General features: G+C 62.2%; 24 protein-coding genes and 1 riboswitch. Of the genes, 14 read left to right on the top strand and 10 right to left on the bottom strand.

The genetic code is table 11. The features are described 5' to 3' along the window. Positions 1–201: 201 nt before the first annotated feature. Positions 202–1,224 carry a non-homologous end-joining DNA ligase gene (gene ligD, locus ACX80G_RS15025; protein ID WP_459308631.1) on the bottom strand — a complete coding sequence of 341 codons (1,023 nt, stop codon included), beginning with the start codon at positions 1,222–1,224 and terminating at the stop codon, positions 202–204. Positions 1,225–1,391: 167 nt separating this feature from the next. Then, positions 1,392–2,063 (bottom strand): TetR/AcrR family transcriptional regulator, encoded by a 672-nt coding sequence (locus tag ACX80G_RS15020; protein ID WP_459308629.1) that lies wholly within the window; start codon positions 2,061–2,063, stop codon positions 1,392–1,394. A gap of 64 nt (positions 2,064–2,127) precedes the next feature. Between ACX80G_RS15020 and ACX80G_RS15015 the strand changes: the two genes are divergently transcribed. Further along, positions 2,128–2,373, top strand: coding sequence for a hypothetical protein (locus tag ACX80G_RS15015; protein WP_459308628.1), 246 nt, complete (start codon positions 2,128–2,130; stop codon positions 2,371–2,373). Continuing rightward, on the top strand, positions 2,370–2,960 hold the full coding sequence (locus ACX80G_RS15010) for a DUF4386 domain-containing protein (RefSeq protein WP_459308626.1): 591 nt from the start codon (positions 2,370–2,372) through the stop codon (positions 2,958–2,960). The genes ACX80G_RS15015 and ACX80G_RS15010 overlap by 4 nt, the downstream gene beginning before the upstream one ends. Positions 2,961–3,556: 596 nt before the next feature. Here the strand turns inward: ACX80G_RS15010 and ACX80G_RS15005 are convergent. Beyond that, entirely contained in the window at positions 3,557–3,982 is a 426-nt protein-coding gene (locus ACX80G_RS15005) for a DUF302 domain-containing protein (protein ID WP_459308624.1), read from the bottom strand. 37 nt (positions 3,983–4,019) lie between these two features. After that, a complete protein-coding gene (locus tag ACX80G_RS15000) occupies positions 4,020–4,277 on the bottom strand; it encodes a metal-sensitive transcriptional regulator (RefSeq protein ID WP_019482538.1) in 258 nt (85 codons plus the stop codon). A gap of 126 nt (positions 4,278–4,403) precedes the next feature. Between ACX80G_RS15000 and ACX80G_RS14995 the strand changes: the two genes are divergently transcribed. The 6 genes from ACX80G_RS14995 (at position 4,404) to ACX80G_RS14970 (ending at position 9,714) form a co-directional block, all read left to right on the top strand. Beyond that, on the top strand, positions 4,404–5,027 hold the full coding sequence (locus ACX80G_RS14995; protein WP_459308623.1) for a rhodanese-like domain-containing protein: 624 nt from the start codon (positions 4,404–4,406) through the stop codon (positions 5,025–5,027). Continuing rightward, a complete protein-coding gene (locus ACX80G_RS14990) occupies positions 5,024–5,938 on the top strand; it encodes a sulfite exporter TauE/SafE family protein (RefSeq protein ID WP_459308622.1) in 915 nt (304 codons plus the stop codon). The genes ACX80G_RS14995 and ACX80G_RS14990 overlap by 4 nt, the downstream gene beginning before the upstream one ends. Before the next feature lie 91 nt (positions 5,939–6,029). Continuing rightward, positions 6,030–6,356: a rhodanese-like domain-containing protein gene (locus ACX80G_RS14985; protein ID WP_459308620.1), complete on the top strand. Its 327-nt coding sequence runs from the start codon at positions 6,030–6,032 to the stop codon at positions 6,354–6,356. A gap of 152 nt (positions 6,357–6,508) precedes the next feature. Next, a complete protein-coding gene (locus ACX80G_RS14980) occupies positions 6,509–7,912 on the top strand; it encodes an MBL fold metallo-hydrolase (protein ID WP_459308619.1) in 1,404 nt (467 codons plus the stop codon). Positions 7,913–8,008: 96 nt separating this feature from the next. Then, positions 8,009–9,292 carry an MFS transporter gene (locus ACX80G_RS14975; protein WP_459308618.1) on the top strand — a complete coding sequence of 428 codons (1,284 nt, stop codon included), beginning with the start codon at positions 8,009–8,011 and terminating at the stop codon, positions 9,290–9,292. A gap of 113 nt (positions 9,293–9,405) precedes the next feature. After that, on the top strand, positions 9,406–9,714 hold the full coding sequence (locus ACX80G_RS14970) for a hypothetical protein (RefSeq protein WP_459308616.1): 309 nt from the start codon (positions 9,406–9,408) through the stop codon (positions 9,712–9,714). Between the two features lie 242 nt (positions 9,715–9,956). Here ACX80G_RS14970 and ACX80G_RS17135 read toward each other — a convergent pair whose 3' ends face one another. The 3 genes from ACX80G_RS17135 to ACX80G_RS14960 all read right to left on the bottom strand — a co-directional run bounded on the left by ACX80G_RS17135 (position 9,957) and on the right by ACX80G_RS14960 (position 11,479). Beyond that, positions 9,957–10,127, bottom strand: coding sequence for a DUF8730 family Cys-rich protein (locus tag ACX80G_RS17135; protein ID WP_525929873.1), 171 nt, complete (start codon positions 10,125–10,127; stop codon positions 9,957–9,959). A gap of 316 nt (positions 10,128–10,443) precedes the next feature. Beyond that, a complete protein-coding gene (locus tag ACX80G_RS14965) occupies positions 10,444–10,827 on the bottom strand; it encodes a DsrE family protein (protein ID WP_459308614.1) in 384 nt (127 codons plus the stop codon). A 157-nt stretch (positions 10,828–10,984) separates the two neighbouring features. After that, on the bottom strand, positions 10,985–11,479 hold the full coding sequence (locus ACX80G_RS14960) for a hypothetical protein (protein ID WP_459308613.1): 495 nt from the start codon (positions 11,477–11,479) through the stop codon (positions 10,985–10,987). A gap of 592 nt (positions 11,480–12,071) precedes the next feature. On the opposite strand from ACX80G_RS14960, the gene ACX80G_RS14955 reads away from it, so the two are divergent. The 6 genes from ACX80G_RS14955 (at position 12,072) to ACX80G_RS14930 (ending at position 17,427) form a co-directional block, all read left to right on the top strand. Beyond that, a complete protein-coding gene (locus tag ACX80G_RS14955; protein WP_459308611.1) occupies positions 12,072–12,641 on the top strand; it encodes a dihydrofolate reductase family protein in 570 nt (189 codons plus the stop codon). A 348-nt stretch (positions 12,642–12,989) separates the two neighbouring features. Further along, a riboswitch (cyclic di-AMP (ydaO/yuaA leader) is annotated at positions 12,990–13,137 on the top strand. Positions 13,138–13,188: 51 nt separating this feature from the next. Continuing rightward, the gene (locus ACX80G_RS14950; protein ID WP_459308610.1) at positions 13,189–14,034 is read left to right on the top strand and encodes a LysM peptidoglycan-binding domain-containing protein; all 846 of its coding nucleotides are present in this window, start codon (positions 13,189–13,191) and stop codon (positions 14,032–14,034) included. A gap of 400 nt (positions 14,035–14,434) precedes the next feature. Continuing rightward, positions 14,435–15,178, top strand: a complete 744-nt coding sequence (locus tag ACX80G_RS14945) for a DsbA family protein (RefSeq protein ID WP_459308608.1) — start codon at positions 14,435–14,437, stop codon at positions 15,176–15,178. Further along, the gene (locus tag ACX80G_RS14940; RefSeq protein ID WP_459308606.1) at positions 15,178–16,044 is read left to right on the top strand and encodes a cytochrome c biogenesis CcdA family protein; all 867 of its coding nucleotides are present in this window, start codon (positions 15,178–15,180) and stop codon (positions 16,042–16,044) included. Before ACX80G_RS14945 ends, ACX80G_RS14940 begins: the two co-directional genes overlap by 1 nt. Next, on the top strand, positions 16,041–16,562 hold the full coding sequence (locus tag ACX80G_RS14935; RefSeq protein WP_459308605.1) for a hypothetical protein: 522 nt from the start codon (positions 16,041–16,043) through the stop codon (positions 16,560–16,562). Before ACX80G_RS14940 ends, ACX80G_RS14935 begins: the two co-directional genes overlap by 4 nt. A gap of 94 nt (positions 16,563–16,656) precedes the next feature. Next, positions 16,657–17,427, top strand: a complete 771-nt coding sequence (locus ACX80G_RS14930) for a sulfite exporter TauE/SafE family protein (RefSeq protein WP_459308604.1) — start codon at positions 16,657–16,659, stop codon at positions 17,425–17,427. A gap of 23 nt (positions 17,428–17,450) precedes the next feature. Here the strand turns inward: ACX80G_RS14930 and ACX80G_RS14925 are convergent, their stop codons facing one another. The 3 genes from ACX80G_RS14925 to cydB form a co-directional block, all read right to left on the bottom strand. Next, on the bottom strand, positions 17,451–18,173 hold the full coding sequence (locus ACX80G_RS14925; protein ID WP_459308602.1) for a GntR family transcriptional regulator: 723 nt from the start codon (positions 18,171–18,173) through the stop codon (positions 17,451–17,453). A 373-nt stretch (positions 18,174–18,546) separates the two neighbouring features. Further along, positions 18,547–21,936 carry a thiol reductant ABC exporter subunit CydD gene (gene cydD / locus ACX80G_RS14920; RefSeq protein ID WP_459308601.1) on the bottom strand — a complete coding sequence of 1,130 codons (3,390 nt, stop codon included), beginning with the start codon at positions 21,934–21,936 and terminating at the stop codon, positions 18,547–18,549. Continuing rightward, positions 21,933–22,952: a cytochrome d ubiquinol oxidase subunit II gene (gene cydB / locus ACX80G_RS14915; RefSeq protein ID WP_459308599.1), complete on the bottom strand. Its 1,020-nt coding sequence runs from the start codon at positions 22,950–22,952 to the stop codon at positions 21,933–21,935. The genes cydD and cydB overlap by 4 nt, the downstream gene beginning before the upstream one ends. Between the last annotated feature and the right edge of the window lie 45 nt (positions 22,953–22,997).

The following is a 22,997-nucleotide window of genomic DNA, read 5'->3' as shown; positions in this document are numbered from 1 at the left end:
CCGGCCTTTGCGCAGTTGTGGCGGGTTGTCCGCGTCCGGCGCGCCGTCGTCGGGAGCCTTTGTGCAGCAGTGGCGGGTTGATCACGCCTCTACTCACCACAGCTGCGCAGGTGTTTCAGTACACCCGCCACAACTGCGCAGATACGGGGCCGGAGGTGCTGAATGCGTGGGTTCCGGCACTCATGGCCCGCGGCGGAGGAGTTACTTAGCCTTCTTTGCCCGGCTGGGCTGGACGCGGGACGGCTCCCCCGGCATCTTCGGATAGTCCGGAGGGAAGGGCAGCTCGCCGAGTCCGGAGTCGAGGTCGCGCTGCCACCAGCCGAGTAGCTGATCGATGGAGCCTGGCTTGTCGTGGAAGCGGGCCCACGGATCGCCGGTGGTTTTCAGACGCTCGGGCACGGTCAGCACGGTGAAGAGTTTGGGATCGGCGCTCTCCAGTTCGTCCCACTCGATGGGGCAGGACACGGGGGCGTGGGCAAGAGCCCTGGGGCTGTAGGCGCCAGCAATGGTGCGGTCCCGGTTGGCCTGGTTGAAGTCGACGAACACCTTCTCACCCCGTTCCTCCTTCCACCATGCGGTAGTGACTGCGTCGGGCATGCGGCGTTCCAGCTCGCGGGCGGCTGCGATGACCGCGTGGCGGACATCGAGGAACTCCCGGACCGGCTCAATGGGTGCGAAAACGTGGAGCCCACGGTTACCCGAGGTTTTGATGAAGGCGGTAAGTCCGGCCTCCTCCAGCACCTTGCGCAGTTCGATGGCGGCGGGAATGGCGTCGTCGAAATCTGTTCCTGGCTGGGGGTCAAGGTCGATCCGCAGCTGGTCGGGGTTGTCCGAGTTGTCGGCCCGGGACGGCCAGGGGTGGAAGACGATGGTGTTCATCTGAGCAGCCCAGACGGCGGCGGCGGGTTCATCGATGACTAGTTGAGGGTGTGATCGTGCGCTCGGGTAGATGACGGGCACCGACCGGATGTACTCGGGTGCACCCTTGGGCGGGTTCTTGGAGAAGAACTGTTCGCCGCCGATCCCGTCCTTGAACCGCTGCAGGGCGAGGGGCCGGTCGCCGTTGGCGGCAACGAAGGCCTCCCCTACCTCGACAAGGTATTTGGCCAGGTCGAGCTTGGTAATCCCCAGATCGGGCCATAGCTCCCGGCCGGGACTGGAGATCCGCACGTTGCGGGTGCCATGGGGTCCGTCAACGGACAGGACAGTTGCCTCAGATACCATGCCTCCAACATACTCCCGCTCCTGGAGGGGCTCCACCGAGCGAGGACTGGCTCCGCGCGCGGAGCTCGCCGGGTTGGACGAGGCGATCCTCCGGCTGGAGCGTGCTGACCCGTCTCAGTCGGTGAGAGCCAACTTCTGGCCGTCCGATGTCCGTTCTCCCTTTGCGCTCACCGCCGGTTCGATGGCGGGAGGGTTTCTGCAATGCGCTCGATCCCGTCCAGGACGACACGCAAACCGATATCGAACGACGCCGTGAACGGGTATACCTCGGCCTCGGCGTACGCCGCAGCCAGTTCTGCAACCCGCGGGAATCGAGCGAGGTCCATGCCTGCCACCACGTCTGCCGAGCTGTCTGGCACACCGGCGACCTCGAGCATCGCCTCCTGGAGCGAGAATCCGTAGACGAAGGCGTCGAGAATCGCGTACGCGTGGGCGGATGCTTCCAGCGAGAAGCCCGACGCTCCAAGTACGGCCAGCACTCCCTCATGGCGGGCCAAGGTCGCGGGCCCTGGGTGCGCGCGTGTTTCCATGACCGGCAATGCCCAACGATGCCGCGCGAGTGCCTCCCTCATCGACACGGACCGTCGTAGCAGCTCCTCTCGCCAGTTGCCCTCGGGATGCGGGAGGTAAACCTCGCCGAACACCACGTCGATCAGCGCGTCCAGCAACTCTTCCTTCGACGTCGTGTAGTGATAGATCGACATCGGGCGGACCCCGAGGCGCGCAGCGAGTTCGCGGATGGTGAACGCGCTGAGGCCCTCCCGATCCACCAACTCCAGCGCAGCGGCAACCACCTTCTCGTGGGTCAGCGTGTTACGCGGCGCTCTTGTGGTTGACATCTTCCCAGCTTATCGTACCATGTACTGTACAACGTACGATACGCATCACGGAAGGGCGTCAGTCATGACATTCAGCGATCCACGGGTTGCAGCAGCCACATTCATCCCGCCCCTGGCATCGATGACGGCGATCATGCAGCATCGTCGCGGTTCTCCGCACATCCCGCGACAGGTATTCGGCATCGCGCAAGACTCATTCGCCGATTACGCGATCGAAAAGGCGAATCATCTGACCCCAGCCCCACCGGAACCCACTGACGTGGTCACCGGAAAGATCGCCATCCACCTCACCGCACAGGACCGTCCATGAACACATCACTCCGCACCTCCGCGCTCGTCGCGGGTATCTCACTTGCACTCATGGTGGTGCTCGCGCCTCTCGGGCTCATGATGGCACTGCCAACCGGCGCAACCGGCGCAGCAGCTCTCGCCGTCCTACTCATCGCGGCACTCGATGTGGTCGCAGCCGTTGCGCTCTACCCCCTCCTGAGGTCGGGGGGAACACTGCTGGCTCAGAGCGCCGTCGCATTGAGGATCGCTTATGGTGCGATTTTTGCCGTCGCCGCCAGCTCCCTATACCACCCCGCCGATGCCGAGCGCTTCCAGACGATATGGGATGCCGGGCTCTTCCTCTTCGGCCTCCACCTTGCACTTGTCGGCCTCGCAATCCTGCGGTCCCCTTCGATCCCATCCTGGATCGGTGTGTTCCTGCTCATCGCCGGCGCCGGCTACCTCATCGACTCGGCCACCATCGCGATCCTGTCCGGCAGCCCCACCTCGATCGGACAATTCACCTTCGTCGGCGAAGTTATTTTCCTGATCTGGCTGATCGGCTGGGGCGGTCGCAGATCGACCGTTCACTCTGCATCGCCCCGACCCTCGGATAGCGCAGTCTGAACGGTTCATTTTCTCGAGAAAATGAACACGGTCAGCAGTCCTGTTGGCTGGAAGAAGCACAACCACGAAATCCCCAACTCAGCATGAGTCAATCCCTCGCAGCGCGGGTTACGTTGCAACCGAGAATTTGACCCATCAACTCGTACTTCTCAGGGTGATAGGAGTCTGGGCAGCGGCTGCCGTGCCGATGGCCGGGCTGGCGTGGGTGATCGCGCCGTTGCTTGCATCCGGTTGCAATTCGCCCGTCGCACTCGCTGGGTCCCTCATCATGCTGTTGACGGTGGGCATGGTCAGACGGCTCGCGCTGATTCTGATTTAGCGTCTATAGGAGCTCTTAGATGGTCAGCCGTTCGAGATGTCCTTGGCTGCGGGCTCCGCGTAACCCTCAGATAGGTTTGACCCGGGGGGCGCAGGTGGTTTTGTTATTCCGATCGACGCCCATTGTGGAACCCCCGGACTCGGAAGGCTTCGGCACGCCGCTCTGGAGGCTCTCATAGCGCCTACCCGCTGTCTGGGGTGCCAGCAGCCGCGAAATTTCGTTACAGGTGAGGCAATCTGGCCTGGTGAGACTTGACTAACGTCCCATTCGGGTCTGGCTACGTCAACCCTTCCTGTGCGCCGTCGAGCCGCGCGAGGGCTTTACGGAGACGCTCATTGGCATCGCCGGCGATCTCCCGGACGGCCGGGGTGTCGCTGAGCTGAACCATAGTTTGAGGATCAATAGCCTCAATGGTCGTCTCACCTGCGCCGCTGCCCCGGCGGACAACGACGTTGCACGGCAGCAGCACGCCGAGCTCCGGCTCGGCTGCGAGGGCACGGCTTGCCAGGGCGGGGTTGCAGGCGCCAAGTATCAGATAGTCGCCGACGGCGTCGGCCGATTCCTTGCCGAGTTTAGCTTCGAAGGTGGCGCGGACATCGATTTCGGTGAGGATTCCGAAGCCCTGTTCAGCAAGTGCGTCCCGGGTGCGCTGGACCGCTTCAGTCCAGGAGAGAGGAACAGTGACCGTGTGCGTGTAGCTCATGACGACTCCTTGTGCTGATTGGCTGATTTAGGGCGGTTCAGGCCAAGGACAAGAAAAGCTTTTCCAGGTCCTTCATGTCCATGCTTGCATCTTTACGGACGATGCACTGCTCCAAACCGCTGGCGATAATAGCGAACCCGGCACGGTCCAGTGCCTTCGAAACAGCGGCAAGCTGGGTGACGATGTCCTTGCAATCCCGCCCTTCCTCCAACATCCGGGTCACAGCGGCGAGCTGGCCCTGGGCGCGTTTGAGCCGGTTGACCACGGGGGTTAACTCTGTTGAATCTAGTTGCATGTCGTCTCCGATAACAGGAATTGGTACTTCGATTATATACCCCAAGGGGTGTGTTGACTACCCCCCGGGGTATACGTATGCTCGGTGAGTGGCCAGTTTCATCACAACCGTCTCGAAAGGACATCCATGACTCCCCCATCCACCGCACCCACCGTCACTCCCCTTGCGCCCGAGATCTTGAGTTCCTGGATCGAAGAGCACCAGGAACTCGTGGTCATTGATGTCCGCTCCGCGGCTGAGTTCGAATCCATGCATATCCGTGGCTCGTACAACGTGCCCCTGCCGTTGCTATCTGAGCACACGGACGAGCTTGCTGCTCGGCTAGGTAGCCGCGTGGTCCTGGTGTGCCACTCCGGAGCCCGCGCTGAGCAGGCCCGACAACGCCTCGGTGGTTCCGGCATCACCACTGCTTATGTATTGGCCGGAGGCGTCCCGGGATTCGCAGCGGCGAAGGGAAATGTGGTCCGAGGCAAGGCCCGCTGGGATCTGGAGCGGCAGGTGCGCCTGAGCGCTGGTTCCCTCGTCATCCTCGGCTTGGCCGGGGGCAGGTTTGTCTCCCCGAAGATCCGGTTGCTTGCCGGTATGATCGGCACCGGCCTGACTTTCTCCGCCGCGACAAATACCTGCGCTATGGGCCGGGCAATCTCGGCCATGCCCTGGAACAAGGCAGCAGAAGAGCCCACCCGTGAAAGCGCCATCCTCCAGTTCCCAGTCGGGTCCGGCGCGACGGTTGAGACCAAAGCGTCGTGACCGAGACCCTTGTCCTGGTCCTTGCCCTATCCGTGATGATTGGGCTCTCCCTTGGCGTCCTCGGTGGCGGAGGGTCCATCCTGACCGTGCCAATTCTGGTCTATGTGGCCGGTTTCGAGCCCAAGGAGGCGATTGCAGCGTCCCTGTTTGTCGTCGGCGTCACCTCTGCGGTGAGCGTTATCAGCCATGCACGCGGCGGACGTATCGTGTGGCGGACCGGATTGATCTTCGGCGCGGCTGGTATGGCCGGGGCCTTCATCGGCGGACTCCTCGGCGGCCAGATTCCGGGCCAGATTCTGTTGATTGCTTTCGCAGTGATGATGGTGGCGACCTCCGTGGCCATGCTCCGGGGTAGAAAAAAGGGCCGCGGGAACGACCCCGCCGAACCGGTGAAGCACGAGCTTCCCCTGGGTCGGGTGGTGCTTGACGGCGCCATCGTCGGCCTCGTCACCGGCCTGGTCGGCGCTGGCGGTGGATTCCTCGTCGTGCCCGCGCTGGCGCTGCTGGGCGGGCTGCCGATGTCTGTCGCTGTCGGAACCTCGCTGGTAGTTATAGCCATGAAGTCCTTTGCTGGACTCGCCGGTTACCTCACCACGGTACATCTGGACTGGGGTCTGACTCTGGCCGTGACGGCGGCTGCGATCGTGGGAGCTCTCATCGGATCCCGGCTCGCAGGTCGCATCCCGGAAGCCGCCCTGCGCAAAGCGTTCGGCTGGTTCGTTCTGGCTATGGGGCTGTTCGTCCTGACCCAACAGGCCCCGGCAGACCTCCGGTTAATCATCGTCGCGGCAACGCTAGCCGTGGCAGCGGCGGCCGCAACCATCTGCTGGTTCTTCGTGAGCTCTTGCCCGCTCCGGAAAACCCACCGGACCAACCACGACCGGAATGGCCAGCCTTCACCGGCGGCCTGACCACGACAAAGTCAGCGAGCATCTGTAATTTGCTCCAGGGTGGCGAACCCATCCCCCAACGAACAGTTCAACTACGTGAAGGAGAAAACTCATGGCTGAAATCACTATCAGCGATACCGACCAACGTCGCAACGAAGCCCGGATACTCGATGTCCGCGAAGACTTCGAGGTTGCCGAAGGTATCATCCCCGGCGCCCTCCACATCCCCATGGGCCAACTTCAGGACCGGCTGTCCGAATTGGACCCCGCTATGCCCGTAATCGCCGTCTGCCGCAGCGGCAACAGATCTGCCCGCGCAGCTGACCTCCTCAACGGTGCGGGCTTCACCGCCGACACGATGGCAGGAGGCATGATTGCCTGGACCGAGACCGGACTCCCCACCGAGGCGAGCCCTCAGGAACCCGGCATCCTTTCCTAACCGATGCCCGCCCCTACGACACCCCCGTTCCCCAGGAAGACAAATCCCTAGTTTGGGCAACCCCTGTTGCCAGATACCCCCTAGGGTATTATTGTTAGTATCGGAATGACGGGAGTGACTCCCCCACCACCTCTTCACAAAGGAAGACACCAATGCTTATTGAGCGTATTTACGATGAAGACCTGGCTCAGGCCAGTTACCTGATCGGCTGCCAGGCCAACGGCACGGCCGTGGTTGTTGATGGCCGACGTGACATCGCGGTGTACCAGGAGTTGGCCGCGAAAAACGGCATGAAAATCGTTGCCGTAGCCGAAACACACATCCATGCCGACTACCTCTCCGGCACCAGGGAACTGGCCGCCGCCACCGACGCGACCATTTATGTCTCGGGCGAGGGTGGACCGGACTGGCAATACGAATTCGACGGCGAACGGCTGTTTGACGGTGACAAGATTACCGTCGGCAACATCAGCATTCAGGCACTCCACACCCCCGGGCACACCCCTGAGCACCTGTCTTTTCTCGTGACCGACGGCGCATTCAGCGACCAGCCCGGCTACCTGCTCTCCGGCGACTTCGTCTTCTCCGGCGATCTGGGACGTCCGGACCTGCTGGACGAGGCGGCAGGCGGAATCGACACCCGGTTCGAGGGTGCCAAACAGCTCTTCGCCAGCTTGCGGGACAAATTCCTGACCTTGCCCGATTATGTCCAGGTCCACCCCGCGCATGGTGCCGGCAGCGCCTGCGGCAAGGCCCTCGGCGCCATCCCGTCATCCACGGTCGGCTACGAGCGTCTCTACGCTTGGTGGGGTCCGTACCTCACAGCCAACGATGAGGCCGGTTTTGTTGACGAGTTGCTGGACGGTCAGCCCGATGCCCACGCCTACTTCGAACGGATGAAGCGCGAGAACCGCGAAGGCCCGGCAATTATGGGCGAACGCGCCTCCCTGACCGAACTGGACCTTGCCGCCGTTGCCGAAGGCCTCGCCGAGGACACCTTGACCTTCGTCGACACGCGCTCTCACAGCAAGGTCCACGAGGCCACTGTGACCGGCTCCTTGAACATACCGGCCGGCAAGTCCGTGGCTAGCTATGGTGCATGGGTTGTCAACCCCGAATTCGACAAGAACCCCTTGGTGCTGCTCGCAGACGGAAGGGAACAGGCTCAGGAAATGTGGGATCATCTGGTCCGGGTTGGGATCGACAACGTCTCCGGCTACGTCACCACGCTGTCCGGACTCCCCATGAGCACCCCCCGCCTGATCCAGCCGGAGGAACTGGACACCTTCGATGCAGCCTTGGTGCTGGATGTCCGTAACCGCACCGAACACACGGCAGGGCACGTCCCCGGATCCAGCCAGCTGAGCGGTGGACGCGTCATGTGGCACCTCGACCAGCTGCCTGCCGAGGGTACCATCGTGACGTACTGCCAAAGCGGCGTCAGGAACTCGGTCGCCGCTAGTGCCCTGCGCCGTGCTGGCTACGACATCGTCGAACTCGATGGGAGCTACGCGGCCTGGGCTGAACACCAGAACCTGGCAGCCTCCGCAACATAACCGGACAGCACCAGAATCCACTCGTCGGCGGCGGTGGCCCGGGAAACCGGGTCGCCGCCGCCGACGTCCGACCGAGCCATACGGAGTGCGCAACAGATGACCGATCGCACCCCCTCCCGTCCACAATCCGGGACAGCCGGAAACATTGTTCTGGGTCTGCGACAAAATTTCGCCCAGTTTATGCTGCTCGTGGCGGTGAACGCCCTCGTCGGCGGCACCCTCGGCCAGGAACGCACCATACTGCCCCTCCTCGCGGAGGAAGTCTTCCACCTCGACCAGTACACGGCGGCCTTGACCTACATCCTCGCATTCGGTCTGGCAAAAGCGGCCACCAATTACTTCGCCGGTTCCCTTTCCGACCGTCACGGCCGCAAGCCCGTCCTGGTTGCTGGCTGGCTCATTGCCCTCCCGGTGCCGGTGCTGTTGATCTTCGCGCCCTCCTGGGAGTGGATTGTCGGGGCCAACGTAGTCCTGGGGATCAGCCAAGGTCTAACCTGGTCCACTACAGTGATCATGAAGATGGACCTGGTGGGTCACGAACGTCGGGGTATGGCTATGGGTCTGAACGAGGCCGCTGGCTATCTCGGCGTCGCCAGCACAGCCCTCGCGACGGGTTACATCGCGTCCGAGTACGGGTTGCGCCCCGGCCCTTTCCTCCTCGGCGCAGCCTTCATCGCCGTTGGACTTGGCTTGTCTGTCCTGACCGTGCGCGAAACCCACCACCACGCCACCGCTGAAGCCGCCGCCCACGCACCGCTTCACGACGGGAACCACCCAGGGCTCAGTAACCGCAACATTTTCACTCTGACCAGCTTTCGCGACAGGTCATTGTCCTCGGTTAGCCAGGCGGGCATGGTGAACAACCTCAACGATGGCCTGGCCTGGGGCCTGTTCCCCGTTCTATTCGCCGCCGCCGGGCTCAGCATTGAACAAATCGCTGTCCTCGCTGCCACCTACCCAGCCGTGTGGGGGGCTGGGCAACTGATCACCGGGGCCCTCTCCGACCGGATCGGGCGCAAGCCGCTGATCGCTGGCGGCATGATCGTCCAGGCGGTGGCGCTTGGAATGGTGGCTGCGGGCCAGGACTTCGAGATCTGGCTAACAGCGGCGATCTTGCTTGGCGCCGGGACGGCTATGGTGTACCCCGCGTTGCTGGCCGCCATCGGCGATGTTGCCCATCCGGTTTGGCGGGCGAGGTCCGTCGGTATCTACAGGCTGTGGCGCGACGGCGGCTTCGCAATCGGAGCGCTGCTATCCGGCATCCTCGCCGACGCCTATGGAATACCCACGGCAGTTGCCGTGATCGCCATTCTCACAGCAATCTCCGGTTTGGTCGTAGCCTTACGCATGCGCAGCACAGATCACCACCTCAGTGCGTGAAGGCCGGGCATTAACAGAAGGCTGACATCAGCTGAACCTTGGGAGGGCGAGCGATTTACTGGCGGACCTGCTGCAAAGATCTATCACAGCTTTGAGTGAAGGAGAAGGCCCTCGTGGAATGTGAATTGCGCGTCATCACCGGCTGCCCCAATACAGAAGCCGCGCGAGCTTTGTTCGCACGGGCGCTTGCCCTCGAGTCCCTCGATGCCACGACGATACGCCTACGGGTAGTCAGCACCGATGGTCAGGCGAAGGCTCTGGATTTTCATGGTTCTCCAACCTTCGTCCTGGACGGTCAGGATGCCTTTTCGGCCTCAGGCGAACCGGCGATCTCCTGCCGGGTCTACAGCAACGGGATGGGCTTGGCGGGCCTGCCGGCAATCTCGGGCCTACGATCCGCCATCCGCGCAGCGAGGGACTGAGCGGCGGGCATAACTGCTGCCCCTAACCACACGCGGTGGAATCCCGACTGCGTGTGGTTAGGGGCAGCAGTTGCCGCAATCCTGGTTGTTGGCGATCACCCGGCGTTTCAATTCAGTGCCAGGCCACGGCGCCGTGTGAGGGGATCAAGTACGCCGACACCCGTGACACGCGCCGTTTCAGATAACGGCGAGTTTATTGGTGACACCGGATTTGAATTGGTTGCACGGATCTGGCCGCGATTTTACCGTCGCAGGAATAGCCGTGAGAAGATTCCTTCTTTTCCTTTGGCTTCCTTTACGTGGCCGCGACATTGCTGAGAACTTGGCACGCCCCGCATTACCTGATCGACGTGCTGGCCGCATCCTGCCCAGGTTGTCTTTCCGCATTGTTTACATGTCGTTGTCCGACACATGGTGCCTCCTAGTTCCGGGATAGTATACCCCCTAGGGTATCGGCTTGAATGAGGAAATGCAAGGACGCAGCACTTCCTCTGCATGGTCAGAAAGTTCCACCCACTTCAACCGCAGAGCTGGCAGCGGCAGAGGGCTCTTGGGGTGCAACGTTCGTTGAACCGATTCCGGCGTACAGTTCTTCGGCTGATTCAATTGAAGGACTAATACGGTCCTCAAATTCGAACGGAAGCAACGCCGCCCCGGCTTGACCGCCCTACCCACCACTCTTGAGATGCGGGTTGAGGACTCCTTCAACTGGCGCCGACGCTCGCGGACTCAGAGCCGAACGTAGGCCCATCCCTCCCACTGACGAGCTGCCAGGTGTGCAGTGGCAGCGGGCACTACGCCTACCCCCGGCAGCAATTGGTGCGACTCCACCTCGACCGAGCGCATGCTGTTTTCGCACGCCAGCACCCGCAGTCCTTTTTCGAGGACACCAGCAACTTCCGCAGTCAGTTCCGATCCCGCGGCCAGCAATGCCACACCACGTCCCTGGATGATGATCTCGATGGCCGTGCCGTCGGGGAGAGCGGCCATCGTATTGATCCCGCTGCGCAGGACGCTGGACAACCCGTCCAACACCCCCTGTCCCGCACCATGCAGCAGTACCCCGGGCGCGCCCGCTGCACTGGCTGTCAGCGAAAGTTTGTTAGTGGACATAGTGGTTCCTTTCTTGACGCCAAGCCCAGCTAGACGTCATGTGCGTTGGGCCCGGCTGTGCGTCGCCAGACACGTGCGACCCATTTGAAGTACACGCTAACCCAATTGCCCAAATGTATAAACGTTTTGTCGCGTGGAGGTACTACGGGCTGCGCAGCTATGTGCTTCGTGGTCTAACTTGCAGTGCAATGAGGATGACGGCGAAGCATGCTGCCAGGAGAACAAATTTCAGTACCGTGAAGGCTGACGCTATCGCCACCGTGCCCGGATCGACCGGAATCGCGGCGAACATCGTCTCGATGAGAATGTTCTCGGCGATGTCCACACACAGGTAAATTACCGGAATTGGCAGAAGCAACCACCTGATCCGTCGACGTGCTGTGAGGCGCCAGATGAGCAGGACCAGAGTAGCGGCGAAAACCACGGGGAACAGCACACCCCATAGGTAGTGCGCGGCGCCATACTGCTCATAAAGTTCGTCGGTCATAAGCGACTGGACCTGTCCCACGTACCCCGGCTGATATCCGGTCATGAACGTCTCCGGCATCGCGAGTCCGTCCAGTGCACGTTGTAATGACCCCAGTTGCAGTGCATTAAGCGCAGCAAACACGACGCTGACGAGGACTCCGGCAAGGATTGAGACCGGGACCACCCATGATCTCCGCCTCGGTCGGGATCCAGATTGCGCTATCGATGTGTGAGGCTCTTCGGATGATGATGGGTTGTGATCCGGGGTACGTGCCATGAGTCCAGTATGCGTCGCGGTGCGCGTAGGTGTCTCATAACCGGGTAATCCGACTACCATCTCAAGAAGAAGATCGAGGCAGCAGGGTAAGGGTCTATTGAGGCGTAGCCCCATAAGTAGGGTCAGAGCCCGGACAAGTCAGGAGTGGACGAATCACCGCGCGGCGCCAGCAGGAACCACTATCGCGATCTGCCCACTGGCAGCCACCGACGTCTCACCGGAGGCGACCACGGAGAGCGGTTGGCGGCCTGTCATTAAGGACGCACTTGGCCTGTATGGAAGTCACTCTCCGGCGAGCCATGGCTCCGCGCATTCGGTGACACGAGCCTACTCGCCATCGCTGCAGGCCGATCGCCGAATCAGTCGCGCGCTCGGTCTGCGGTCTGGTTCGCACCACGACGGTGTTGAGCAGGTGCGATCGGGGCGCCGATGATAGGACCGCGCCGGCAGTCATCTAGATTCGGTGCACGCGCGGCGCACATCAAGGAAGAGCAACGAGATGAGACCACTTCGATACTCGATCAACGTCACGCTCGACGGCTGCTGCCATCACGAGGCAGGACTCCCCCCGGACGAGGAATCGATGCGCTACTGGACCGCTGAGATGGAACGAGTCGATGCCCTGCTATTCGGCCGGGTGACGTACGAGATGATGGAGTCGGCGTGGCGGAAGCCGGCCGCGGGCCCGTGGCCCGACTGGATGGATGAGTGGGAAATCCCGTTCGCCGAGACTATCGACCGGGCGAAGAAGTACGTCGTGTCGAGCACACTGACTGGGGTCGATTGGAATGCCGACCTACTGCGAGGCGACTTGAGGCAAGCGGTTCAACAGCTCAAGCAGGAGCCAGGCAAGGGCCTGTACGTGGGTGGCGTGACGCTCCCCCTGGCGCTGGCGGACCTGGGACTGATCGACGAGTACGAGTTCGTTGTTCACCCGGTCCTTGCCGGACACGGGCCAATGTTGCTCGCCCGCCTGCGCGAGCGAATCCCGCTCAAGCTCGTGGATCGCCATGAGTTCCAGTCGGGAGCGGTCGCCCTGCGATACCGACCCACGCGAGCAACGGCTTGACATGATTTGTCCTGGGTGGTGGTCGCTGTCGACGCGCTGCCCATCCCGGCACTCCACCCCCACTACCGGGTCCCGCGTGCTGCCAGGCCACCGACGTCGACTTTCCTTTTTGCTTAAATGTCTATACATTATATGTCAGTCACTATTGGCGCGATGTTTCCGGGTGGGTCATGAACCGTCACCCGCGTTCGACAATCTGTTGCCGCGCCCTGCGCCGAATATTCCCGCCTGAGTAAATCGTTATGAGATTGTGACATAAGACCAAATTTCGTGTAGCTTGATGAGGTGCCCTTCAAACGATTCGGCACCCTTGGCCTATTACCGAACTCTGCCGCTGGCCAAGGTACGAAGATCAGAAAGCTCCGGCAGAGGCGGGGGAACCAATAACGGGTCCAACAGATCCTTGGGGTTAAGTCGTCCGGACATCCACATCCGGCGACCGGGTGGCTCCCACCCGAATCCGACAGCTCACCTCGTAGGTATTGGGAGAGGTAGACACATGTCAATAGGAAATACACGAGGCCGACACCGGGCGAACTGCAGCACAATGTCCATCATCGTGAAGGGGACCGCCGGGCAGGGTCAAATCGCCGGCCGACAGGCAGCTGTTTTCGTGGTCGGCTCAGGCTTGCTCCTCGGTATGGCGTTGCCCGCGCAGGCAGGAGCTGTAGCCTCCGATCCGGTTACAGGAATCGCCGCGACGACGGTTTCGCCATCGAACGCGCTGCCCGCCGCCGGAGCCGCCGCCGAGGCACGGACGTACACAGTCTCATCAGGGGATACCCTCGGACTGATCGGAAAACGCCACGACGTCAGTCTGGCCACAATCCTGTCTCTGAATGGCCTCAGCCTGGACTCCGTCATCTATCCGGGCGACGTCATCGTGCTTTCCGCAGCAGGGGGTTTGGACAACGAACCGACCGTCGCTGCCGCATCCACTGCAACACCCACCGCCGCACCCACCGCCGCATCCGCTGCTGCATCCGCGTCCACTCCCTCCGGCGGGATCTATCTTGCGTCCGTCGTTGAGTCGATCATCTACGAAGATGAAGCCGCCCCATCTTCCGTCAATGAAGCGATCCTCGACGCTGCAATGGCACAGATGGGTGCAACGCAGGACTGCACCGTTCTCGGCGAAGTTGCTTTGCGGGCAGTTGGCAAGCAGGGCGTGGGGGATGAGTCACCAGAGTCCTTGATGACCTACGCGACCCCGGTCTCAACTCCTCAGCCCGGGGACTTCATCTACTACGCCGATGGAGGGATGGGCTTCTCGCACAACGCCGTTTATCTCGGAAACGGAGAGGCCGTACACAGCGGGTGGAATGGGAATCAGACCGTCATCGAAAGCGTCGATGTCGGCTCTGGCTCGATGTACTACCGGGTCAATGGCTAGACAGGTGCATGTACCGGACGCGTAACGACGTGCGGGTAGGGCGAGACGGGATACCTACGAACTAGGCACCCCTGTTTCCTACCTTTGCGATTCAATACCCGGAGCATGAAGGGGGTGTCCGGTCACACCGAGTGACCGGACACCCCCTTGCACGTGCAGGCAAGCAATATGTTGGTTAGTCCGCGAAGGGGGGCCTGGCCCGGCTGCTTCGGCCTCGCGACACACCATTCCAGCGGAGTCCAGCGTCGAAGAGTCGCTGCAACTGAAGCATTCTGCTGCCCAGCGGCCGCTGGGAAAACAGCAGAACTGCGCTATAAACGATTGATTTCGTATCGCCCGACGCCACCCGTAGAGTAAATGTATAAACATTACGATCAACCTATGTAGGTCAGGAGTCTGAATGTCGTCGCACCAAACACCCTCCAGTGGTGGTCCACATCGACGAACCATCATTGTGGTGATCGCCGCCTTCGCTTCAGCCGTCCTGTTGTTGTTTGTTGGCATCCTTGCCTACCAGGGAGGAGTCTCCCAGAATGCCCAGGCAGTGCCGGAGACCCAAAACTCTCCCGAGTCCAGTGAAACAGAACTGGACGTCTCCCGCAGAATAGCGGATGACCCGACAGCGCTCGGCGATGTCGACGCGCCTGTGGTGATGATTGAGTACGCAGACTACCGCTGCCCTTTCTGCGGACTGTTTGCCCGCGATACTCTCCCACCCCTCGTGGACAAGTACGTCGAAAGCGGCGACCTGCGGATCGAATGGCGGGATCTACCCGTCTTCGGCGACGAATCCTTCGCCGCCGCAGTCGCGGGCCGTGCGGCCGGCGAGCAGGGCCTGTTCTGGGAATTCAATAAAGCGGTCTTCGAGATCGCACCCGAACGGGGCCACGCCGAACTGCCCCGCGAACGTCTCCTGGAAATTGCGGCGGAGGTAGGTGTCCCGGATATGGCCACGTTCGAAGCGGACCTCGACTCCGAGGAACTGAAGCAGGCCGTAACCACCGATTCGCAGGAGGCCACAGCACTCGGCGCGACCGGAACGCCCACTTTCCTGGTCAATGGCACACCGTTCGTCGGGGCACAGCCGCTGGCCACCTTCGAAGAAGCCATTGACACAGCCCTCAAACAAGCCGAAGTCAACTAATGGAGATTGGTTACGCCGGAGCTTTTCTTGGCGGTGTCTTGACCCTGTTAAGCCCGTGTTCGGCTTTGTTACTGCCGGCGTTCTTTGCCTACGCCTTCTCGACGAAAAGCAGGCTTCTGGCCAGGACCGGGTTGTTCTATCTGGGACTGATCACCACCTTGGTACCCCTGGGAATATTTGCCGGCGCCCTCGGATCGCTGGTAACCCAGCACCGCAGCATCTTGATCATGGTGGCCGCCACCCTTGTGATCGCGCTAGGAGTGGCGCAAATCGCCGGGATCCGGATGCCATCCTTTGTCCGCAACAACACCCAGGCTGGCTCGTCGCGGCTCTCGGTTTTCGTTCTGGGCACGGTTTACGGTGTTGCCGGAGTGTGCACCGGACCGATCCTCGGGTCCATCCTGACGGTTGCGGCAGTCGGCAGCAACGCGCTTTATGGAGGCATCCTGCTGGCCATCTACGCGCTGGGCATGGCTCTGCCGCTGTTCGCTTTGTCCCTCATGTGGGACCGTCTTGGCATCTCCGGACGCCGCTGGTTACGCCCCCGCCCGGTCACGATCGGGCGCTGGTCCAACTCGTGGATCATGATCATCTCAGGCATTCTCTCCGTTGGCATTGGAGTGCTGCTTATAGTCACCGACGGCACCGCTGGACTCGGCGGAGTTCTGACCGTCTCAGATCAGTTCCAGCTTGAAAATGCAGTCAGCGGAGCAGCATCCGGTGTGACCAACACCCTGTTCTCTGTTGGAGCGGCGGGGGCACTGGTGATAGCCGTCATTCTGTATGTCCGCAGCCAACGAACCAATTCTGGTCGGGCCAGCGTCAACCCTGGTTCAGTACCGGCGGAAAAGGAGCACAACAAATGACCAGCCGCCCACCCTTGATGGCAGCACTGGGGCTCTGGCCACGCCGCCGCTGGCTCGCCGCTGCGGGGGCCGCAGTCATCACGTACGTCGTCATTGCCGTCCCGACCGACCTCATCGATACACCTTTCTTCACCCGCGAAGTCCCGCCCACCTGGTGGTCCTTCCCGGTGGCCGGGATCACCGCTATTCTCACCGGACTGGTGGTTGCCACCTATGTGTCACGTCTGTCCAAGCCAGCGACAGAAGGCAATGCCCGTTCCGGCGCCGCCGGCACGATGCTCGCCTTCTTCGCCGTCGGCTGTCCTGTCTGCAACAAATTGGTTCTGCTGGCGTTGGGCACCTCCGGAGCCATGCAGTACTTTGAACCCATCCAGCCGCTGCTGGCAGCCACTTCTATCGGATTACTGCTGTGGGCCTTCCAAAAACGCGCGACATCCGAGGACCGGTGCCCTCTACCATCCCCCATGACGCTCAACCGGGGGGAAACCGTTCGAACGTCCGAAACGAAAATACGGTGACCAGGTGGATCATCCCGGCCCACCCAGCCGGTCGTAAATTGCTCATGCTGCCCGTTCCCGCAGACCCTACGCCGGATCGTATAGAGCGAGCCACATGATTCCGGCGGTAGCCCTGGGCCTCGTCGTCGGCATTGCCTTGGGTCTCATCGGTGGCGGCGGATCCATCATCGCGGTGCCAGCTCTGGTCTACGGGGTAGGAATGGAACCTGGCGATGCCATCCCTACCTCGCTGCTGGTCGTGGGCCTTTCATCCCTCGCCGCGGTGCTGCCACGTTTCAGCAGCGGGATCAACTGGCGAATCGCACTCATCGTCGGTACGGCCGGGGTACCAGCCGCGTGGGCCGGAACCGCGCTCGGTCGGTTACTGGACCCCAACGTTTTGATGTTGGCCTTCTCCGCACTAATGATCGCGGTCGGGATTCGGATGCTTCAGAACACCGCAGAGTCCTCAGGCCCCTGCAGCCCAAATGGGGATCCCGCGTGGAAATCCTGCATTCTCCGCGCACTGGCCGTAGGTATCCTGGTTGGAGTGCTGACAGGGTTGCTGGGAGTTGGAGGTGGGTTCCTGATCATTCCGGCCTTGACCCTCCTGCTCGGAATCCCCATGAGGCAGGCCGTGGGCACCTCGTTGGTGATCATTGTCCTCAACTCCACCGCCGGGCTCTGGGCCCACGCTTCCGGTTTCACCATCGACTGGCCGATTGCCTTGGCCTTCAGCGGAGCTGCGGTTCTCGGTTCCTTCGCTGCCTCCCGGCTCTCGCATCGGCTCGATGACCGTCTTGTCAACATCGTATTCGCGGTGGTGATCTTCGTTGTCGCCGCTGGCGTGGCCGTTGGCACCATCGTCGACATTAGCGGAGCGTGACAGCTCTCCTACGGCTATTCCAGCTATTTTCCCGCGCCAGCATCCTGCGCAGCTGTCTCCAGTTTGCATCCGAAGGACGTCGTGATGGCGAATCTGTCGCCCAGCACGTAGCTGCGGCGGAACTCGAGCGAGGTTGCGCGGTAACATCCGATCCGCTCGACCAACAGCAGCGGAGAACCCGCTGGGCAGTCCAGATGGCTGGCCTGCCCGGCAGTCGCGAGCACGGCCGTGAGCTGCTCCGTTCCGCCGTCGAGCACAATCCCACAACGGCGGTCCAACTCGCCGTACAACGCTTTGTCAGAAAAGTCCACGGTGAGGAGTTTTCGGGCAATGTCCGCAGGCAGCCAGACTTGATCCAGCACGATCGGCTCCCCGTCCGCAAGACGCACACGGGACAGGTGGAACAATTCCGCGTCCGGTCCCAGAGAAAGTCTCGCCGCCACCTCGGGTTCGTTAACGATGTGCTGTTCCAGGACCACACTGCGGTGGCTCATTCCCGATTCACGAATAGATGCCAGAACGCTATAGATCGGTCCGAAAGCAGTGCTCATGCCAGCGACGACTTTCGGCTTCCTGCCAGGGTGCGCCGTCACGTGGCCAGCGTCACGCAACGGCCGCAGGGCAGCGCGGATGGTTCCCCGGCTGACACCGTATTTTTCGGCTAGCGCCAGCTCCCCCGGAAACCCCTGGTCGAACGCGCCTCCACGCACCTCGCTGAGCAGGTCGGCGCTGACAGTTTTCCACAACGGAGTCGAAGATCGATTTCCGGCCTTGTTTGCCGGTGAAGTCAAGGGCGACTTCTGGTCGTGATTGATCAACTGACCTCAACTATTTGGTGTGCACTTCATGATGCTACGAGGATACTTCATCCGTGAATCCTTCGGTTCGACCACCATCACGTCGGCAATTCTGGGCCTGTCGACAGTTAGCTGCCGACATGCCCAACATGCCGACAGCTAACCGAGTGGACTAGTTGGCGCATAGCCAACCGTCACATTCGCACCCATGGAGGTGGGCTCTCCACCACTGTAATAGGCAAAGATGGAATGTATAAACATTTAGTGGTTATGGTCCGGGTGTCGCCGAATACTGCCCCGTCACGCTTCCCCGAAGAAGACCTCATGCCGCCCGCGCTCCCCTCCCCGCAGTAGCCAGATCAAGACGAGACTCACAAAGCTCGGTTTCGTCGTCGTTGTGCGTGACCAGCACCACCAGTTTGTCAGCTAGCCCCAAGCGAAGGTCAGCCAGTAGTTGGCGCGCGGCGTCTCGGTCCAGATGCGCGGTCGGCTCGTCCAGCAGTACGACATCTGCTTGCGTAAGCAACGCTCGAGCAACGGCGAGGCGTTGCTTTTGCCCCCCGGAAAGCAAGGTCCCGCCAGATCCGATGGGCGTATTCAAACCTTCAGGAAGAGTCCGGACGAAGTCTCCAAGACCTGAACGATCCAATGCTGTGAGGAGCTCCGCGTCATTTGGGCGGTCAGCAGCGCTCCGCGCCAGCAATAGGTTGGTTCGAATGCTGGATTTGAACAGATGCGCTTCCTGCGGACACCACGCGATTCGCGGCCCCTCCTCAGGAACAGTTCCGCCATCTGTCGCGATGCTGCCAGCGCTGGATTCCGGCGGCTGGCCGTTGATCAGGTAACGCCCTGAATCGAGCGGCAGGAACCCAAGCAGCAGCCCGATCAGCGTGGACTTCCCACTACCTGAAGGCCCGATAACCGCCAGCCACTCCCCTCGCCTGACGCTCAGTGAGACGCTGGAAATTGCGGGGGTCGTTTGTCCGGGATAGCTGTATGTGCCGTCACTCAGTTCGAGGGAGTCTACCGGGCGACTGCCTGATGCCTCCTGATCTGATCGGATCGCGCCAGTCCCAAGATTCGGCAGCACCCGGTCTCCGACTGATCGCCATGCGCTGAACTGCTGCACGGCAGCGTTGACGGCAATAAAGGGTTCGATCAGGGCGAGCTGCAGCAGGATGACAGCGGCGGCGGCGGCCGGGCTCACTCCGTCGGCTGCGCTTAGCATGGCCAGGGAACCAAGCGAACAAGTCAATACCGTTAGCGCGTTGGCCAACCCCTGCGCCCAGGCGGCGCGGTCCAAGGTGGCCGACAAAGCAGCTTCCAGCCGACGGATGTCCGACCGCACCACCCCGGCCGCTGAATTAGCGCTGAGATCCCGTGCGGCGGCGAGCATCCGAGACGTGCTGTCAAGAATCTCGGCCTTGAGGCCAACCGCCGCACGGCGCGAAGAGCGGTCCGCAGCGACTACGAGTAGCGGCGACCCCACCAGACACACCGCAACCAGAGCCACCTGCCACGGCAAACCGGCGGGAAGCACCATGGCGGTGGTGATGGACGCGGCAACAGCAGTGAGGACCCCCACCAGGGGGGCAAACACTGCCCGCGGCGTGAGGTCGCGTAACTCGTCGACGTCGCCGATGAGCTGTTCAAGGACTTTGCCCCCGCGGGCCACATTCCGCCACGCGGCCGGACGTTCCAGCAGCCCATTCCACAGCCGTAACCGCAGCGTGTTGGTACTTTCGAAGACCGCATCGTGCAGGCGCAGTCGCTCGCAGTAGCGCAATACCGACCGTCCGATACCCAGGAAGCGCACTCCGACAATCGCCGTCAGCAGGAACAGGATGGGAATCTGCTCAGAGGCCCTCACGATCATCCACCCGGAGACCGCGGTCAGCGCTACAGCGAACAAGGTGGCGCTGGCACCGAAGAGCAACGCGGACACAAAACGACGCCGCCACGGCTGCACGATCGCTACGCTGCGGGCGAGCGACACTTTTCCTACCGCGACCGGTGCGCCCCCGGCGGGAAGCGCATTGATCTTGTCAGGCTGAACGGTGGCCGCAGCGTTCCCCGCTGACCTCGTTGCGCGGTCGTGGCCGACAGGGACACCACCATGAATCCCGACTACCTGGTCAGCTAGCGACGCCGTCTCCGGGTTATGCGCAACCAGCAGTACTGTCGTATGCCCGCGCAGGCACGCCAGGGCTGCCTCGACGGAACGAGCGCCGTGGGCATCCAGGTGAGCCGTCGGCTCATCGGCGAGGAGCAGGACGACGTCGGCGTGGGCGATCCGTGCCAGCGCTCGCGCTACCGCAACTCGACGCAGCTCGCCGGGGCTCAGATCGCCGCTGCGAGCATCAAGCAACCCCACAGCATCCACCTGGATGAGGGCTTGAACCGCTGCCGCCCTCCGTTGAACGGCACTGTCCAGACCCGAGTAGAGGCCAATCTCGTTGGCGACTGTGTCCGCCGTCAACACGGGGTGCTGCGGAATCCAGGCAATCTGTTGCCGTCGCACCCCCGTGATGGTTCCGGTAACCCGCATACCTGCCCCGTCCCCGCGGAGACCGGCCAGTACTTCCAGCACTGAGGTTTTTCCGGTACCGCTGGCTCCGGTGAGGGCGGTGATCGTTCCTGCACCCAATATGAAGTCGAGGTTTGAAACCAGGTTTCCGTCCCGCCCGTCGTACCCGATGGTGAGGCCGCTGACGGAGACCGCTGAGGCGTTCGCTGGCGCGCCGGTGTCGGGCAGTAGCACGCGGACCGCTGGTGCGTCGGTGATCCGGCGGGACCGCTCAAGCGCGTCAAGGCCGTCCTCGCTCGCATGGTGCGCCGCGCCCAGGTCGCGAAGCGGTTGGTAGCACTCGGGGGCGAGGATCAGGGCCAGCAGCCCGATCTCGAGGCTCAGATCTCCGCCGATGAGCCGGACTCCGATGACCACCGCGACCAGTGCCACCGAGATGGTGGCGATCAGTTCCAGGGCAAGGGAAGACAGGAACGCAACCTTCAACGTTTCAAGGGTCTTGGTTCGATACTGCCCGGCGACGTCCCGCAGGGCACGGGTTTGACTGCCAGCCCGGCCCAGCCCCACGAGCACCGGCAGTCCGCGGGACAGTTCGAGGAGATGGTCGGAGAGCCGGTTCAGCGACGCCGAGGCCTCCTGTACCTTGTCCTGGGTATGCTGGCCGATCAGGATCATGAACACGGGGATCAGGGGCACCGTCACCAGGATGACGACGGCGCTGAGCCAGTCGGCGACAACTATACGTGCCCCAATCAGCAACGGAACCACAGCGCAGGTCACGAGCGCGGGCAGGTACTTGGTGTAGTAGTTGTCGAGGCCGTCGAGCCCCCGGGTGACCAGCACGCTGAGAGCGCCGGTCCCGGCGTCCGCCGAGGTGCCGCCGTCGTTCAGCACGCGGGTGGTGATTGCTGATCGCAGCTCCTCCTTGGAATGGGTGGCGGCCCGTTGGGCAACGGTGTCCTGCCACCAGGTGGCCAGCGCCCGGAGGACGGCTCCGGCGATCCCCGGCACGAAGATAACCGGCCAGTCGATGCTTCCTGCAGCGTCGGAAACTGCGAGGGATGCGATGCCGGAAGCCACGGCCTGGGCAATCAGGACCAGGCCAGCCGCCTTCAGCGCCGCGAGCAGGCCGAGGAGGTAGAGGGCGCGTCTGCTGGCCGCACCAACGGGTAGCGCGGGTCTCACTGTGCTGTCACGGCATGCGCGGCCGGGATCTGGCTACGGCTGACACGCTTGCGGAACACCCAGTAGGTCCAGCCCTGGTAGAGGAGCACGGCGGGCAACCCCACGAGGGCGACGACGCTCATGACTCCCAGCGTGTACCCCGAGGATGATGCGTTGGAAACCGTGAGGTCAAACGCGGCGTCCAGGGTCGACGGCAGGACCACGGGGAACGCGGCCGTGAAAATCGTGGTGGTGCCAGCGGCAAGGAAGACAGCCATCCCGACGAAACTCCACCCATCCCGGCGCCGGCGCGCCATGGTCCACGCAGAGGCAGCGCCAACCACGGCGATCACTAGCGTGAGCATGGTGATGGTTTTGCCACCGGCGGCGTGCACCCCGATGGCCCAGCCCGCCATCGGCAGTAACCCCAGTGGTAGCCACCTGAGAAATTGTCGCCGCGCACGGTCGCGGATGTCGCCATCGGTTTTGAGCACCAGGAACCCCAGGGCATGGATCAGGCTGAAAAGCACGACAGCTGATCCGCCAAGGACCGCGTAGCCGTTCAACCAAACGAAGGCTCCCCCTTCCCGGTCGCCATTGGCATTGATGGGCAGCCCCGTCGTTGTGAGGGCAAGAGCCGCACCGATGCCAAACGCTGACACCAGCGACCCGAGCGCGATGGCCCAGTCCCACCGGTTGCGCCATGCCTCCGTATCGCCTTTCCCCCGGTACTCGAAGCCGACAGCGCGAAAGATCAATCCGATCAGAACCAGCAAAAGAGGCAGATACAGGGTCGAGAAGAGCGACGCGTACCAGAAGGGAAAGGCCGCGAAGGTCGCCGCGCCAGCTGTAATGAGCCACACCTCGTTGCCGTCCCAAACCGGTCCTACGGTATTAAGGAGCACCCGGCGGTCCTGGTCGGTGCGGGCGAACAGCTTCATCAGCATGCCGACGCCGAGATCAAACCCCTCAAGGAGGAGGTACCCGGTCCAGAGGTACGCGATGATCACAAACCACAGGGTGGGAAGGAATTCCATCTCAAGTCTCCAGACGTTCGATCAGGACCGCCGCGTTCGTCGCGG

It is taken from the genome of Arthrobacter glycogeni (assembly GCF_054510815.1).
The sequence above is the reverse complement of the archived record's forward strand: the minus strand, read 5'-3'. Positions and strand labels throughout refer to the sequence as shown.

What these genes read in the sequence shown, in the direction of transcription:
- ACX80G_RS14975 (WP_459308618.1), top strand. Translation starts at nt 8,009, where the DNA reads ATGACCGATCGCACCCCCTCCCGTCCACAATCCGGGACAGCCGGAAAC.
- ACX80G_RS14965 (WP_459308614.1), bottom strand. Translation starts at nt 10,827, where the DNA reads ATGTCCACTAACAAACTTTCGCTGACAGCCAGTGCAGCGGGCGCGCCC.
- ACX80G_RS15005 (WP_459308624.1), bottom strand. Translation starts at nt 3,982, where the DNA reads ATGAGCTACACGCACACGGTCACTGTTCCTCTCTCCTGGACTGAAGCG.
- ACX80G_RS14980 (WP_459308619.1), top strand. Translation starts at nt 6,509, where the DNA reads ATGCTTATTGAGCGTATTTACGATGAAGACCTGGCTCAGGCCAGTTAC.
- ACX80G_RS15000 (WP_019482538.1), bottom strand. Translation starts at nt 4,277, where the DNA reads ATGCAACTAGATTCAACAGAGTTAACCCCCGTGGTCAACCGGCTCAAA.
- ACX80G_RS14955 (WP_459308611.1), top strand. Translation starts at nt 12,072, where the DNA reads ATGAGACCACTTCGATACTCGATCAACGTCACGCTCGACGGCTGCTGC.
- ACX80G_RS14950 (WP_459308610.1), top strand. Translation starts at nt 13,189, where the DNA reads ATGTCCATCATCGTGAAGGGGACCGCCGGGCAGGGTCAAATCGCCGGC.
- ACX80G_RS14985 (WP_459308620.1), top strand. Translation starts at nt 6,030, where the DNA reads ATGGCTGAAATCACTATCAGCGATACCGACCAACGTCGCAACGAAGCC.
- ACX80G_RS14945 (WP_459308608.1), top strand. Translation starts at nt 14,435, where the DNA reads ATGTCGTCGCACCAAACACCCTCCAGTGGTGGTCCACATCGACGAACC.
- cydB (WP_459308599.1), bottom strand. Translation starts at nt 22,952, where the DNA reads ATGGAATTCCTTCCCACCCTGTGGTTTGTGATCATCGCGTACCTCTGG.
- ligD (WP_459308631.1), bottom strand. Translation starts at nt 1,224, where the DNA reads ATGGTATCTGAGGCAACTGTCCTGTCCGTTGACGGACCCCATGGCACC.
- ACX80G_RS14930 (WP_459308604.1), top strand. Translation starts at nt 16,657, where the DNA reads ATGATTCCGGCGGTAGCCCTGGGCCTCGTCGTCGGCATTGCCTTGGGT.
- ACX80G_RS15015 (WP_459308628.1), top strand. Translation starts at nt 2,128, where the DNA reads ATGACATTCAGCGATCCACGGGTTGCAGCAGCCACATTCATCCCGCCC.
- ACX80G_RS15010 (WP_459308626.1), top strand. Translation starts at nt 2,370, where the DNA reads ATGAACACATCACTCCGCACCTCCGCGCTCGTCGCGGGTATCTCACTT.
- ACX80G_RS14995 (WP_459308623.1), top strand. Translation starts at nt 4,404, where the DNA reads ATGACTCCCCCATCCACCGCACCCACCGTCACTCCCCTTGCGCCCGAG.
- ACX80G_RS17135 (WP_525929873.1), bottom strand. Translation starts at nt 10,127, where the DNA reads ATGTGTCGGACAACGACATGTAAACAATGCGGAAAGACAACCTGGGCA.
- ACX80G_RS15020 (WP_459308629.1), bottom strand. Translation starts at nt 2,063, where the DNA reads ATGTCAACCACAAGAGCGCCGCGTAACACGCTGACCCACGAGAAGGTG.
- ACX80G_RS14940 (WP_459308606.1), top strand. Translation starts at nt 15,178, where the DNA reads ATGGAGATTGGTTACGCCGGAGCTTTTCTTGGCGGTGTCTTGACCCTG.
- ACX80G_RS14935 (WP_459308605.1), top strand. Translation starts at nt 16,041, where the DNA reads ATGACCAGCCGCCCACCCTTGATGGCAGCACTGGGGCTCTGGCCACGC.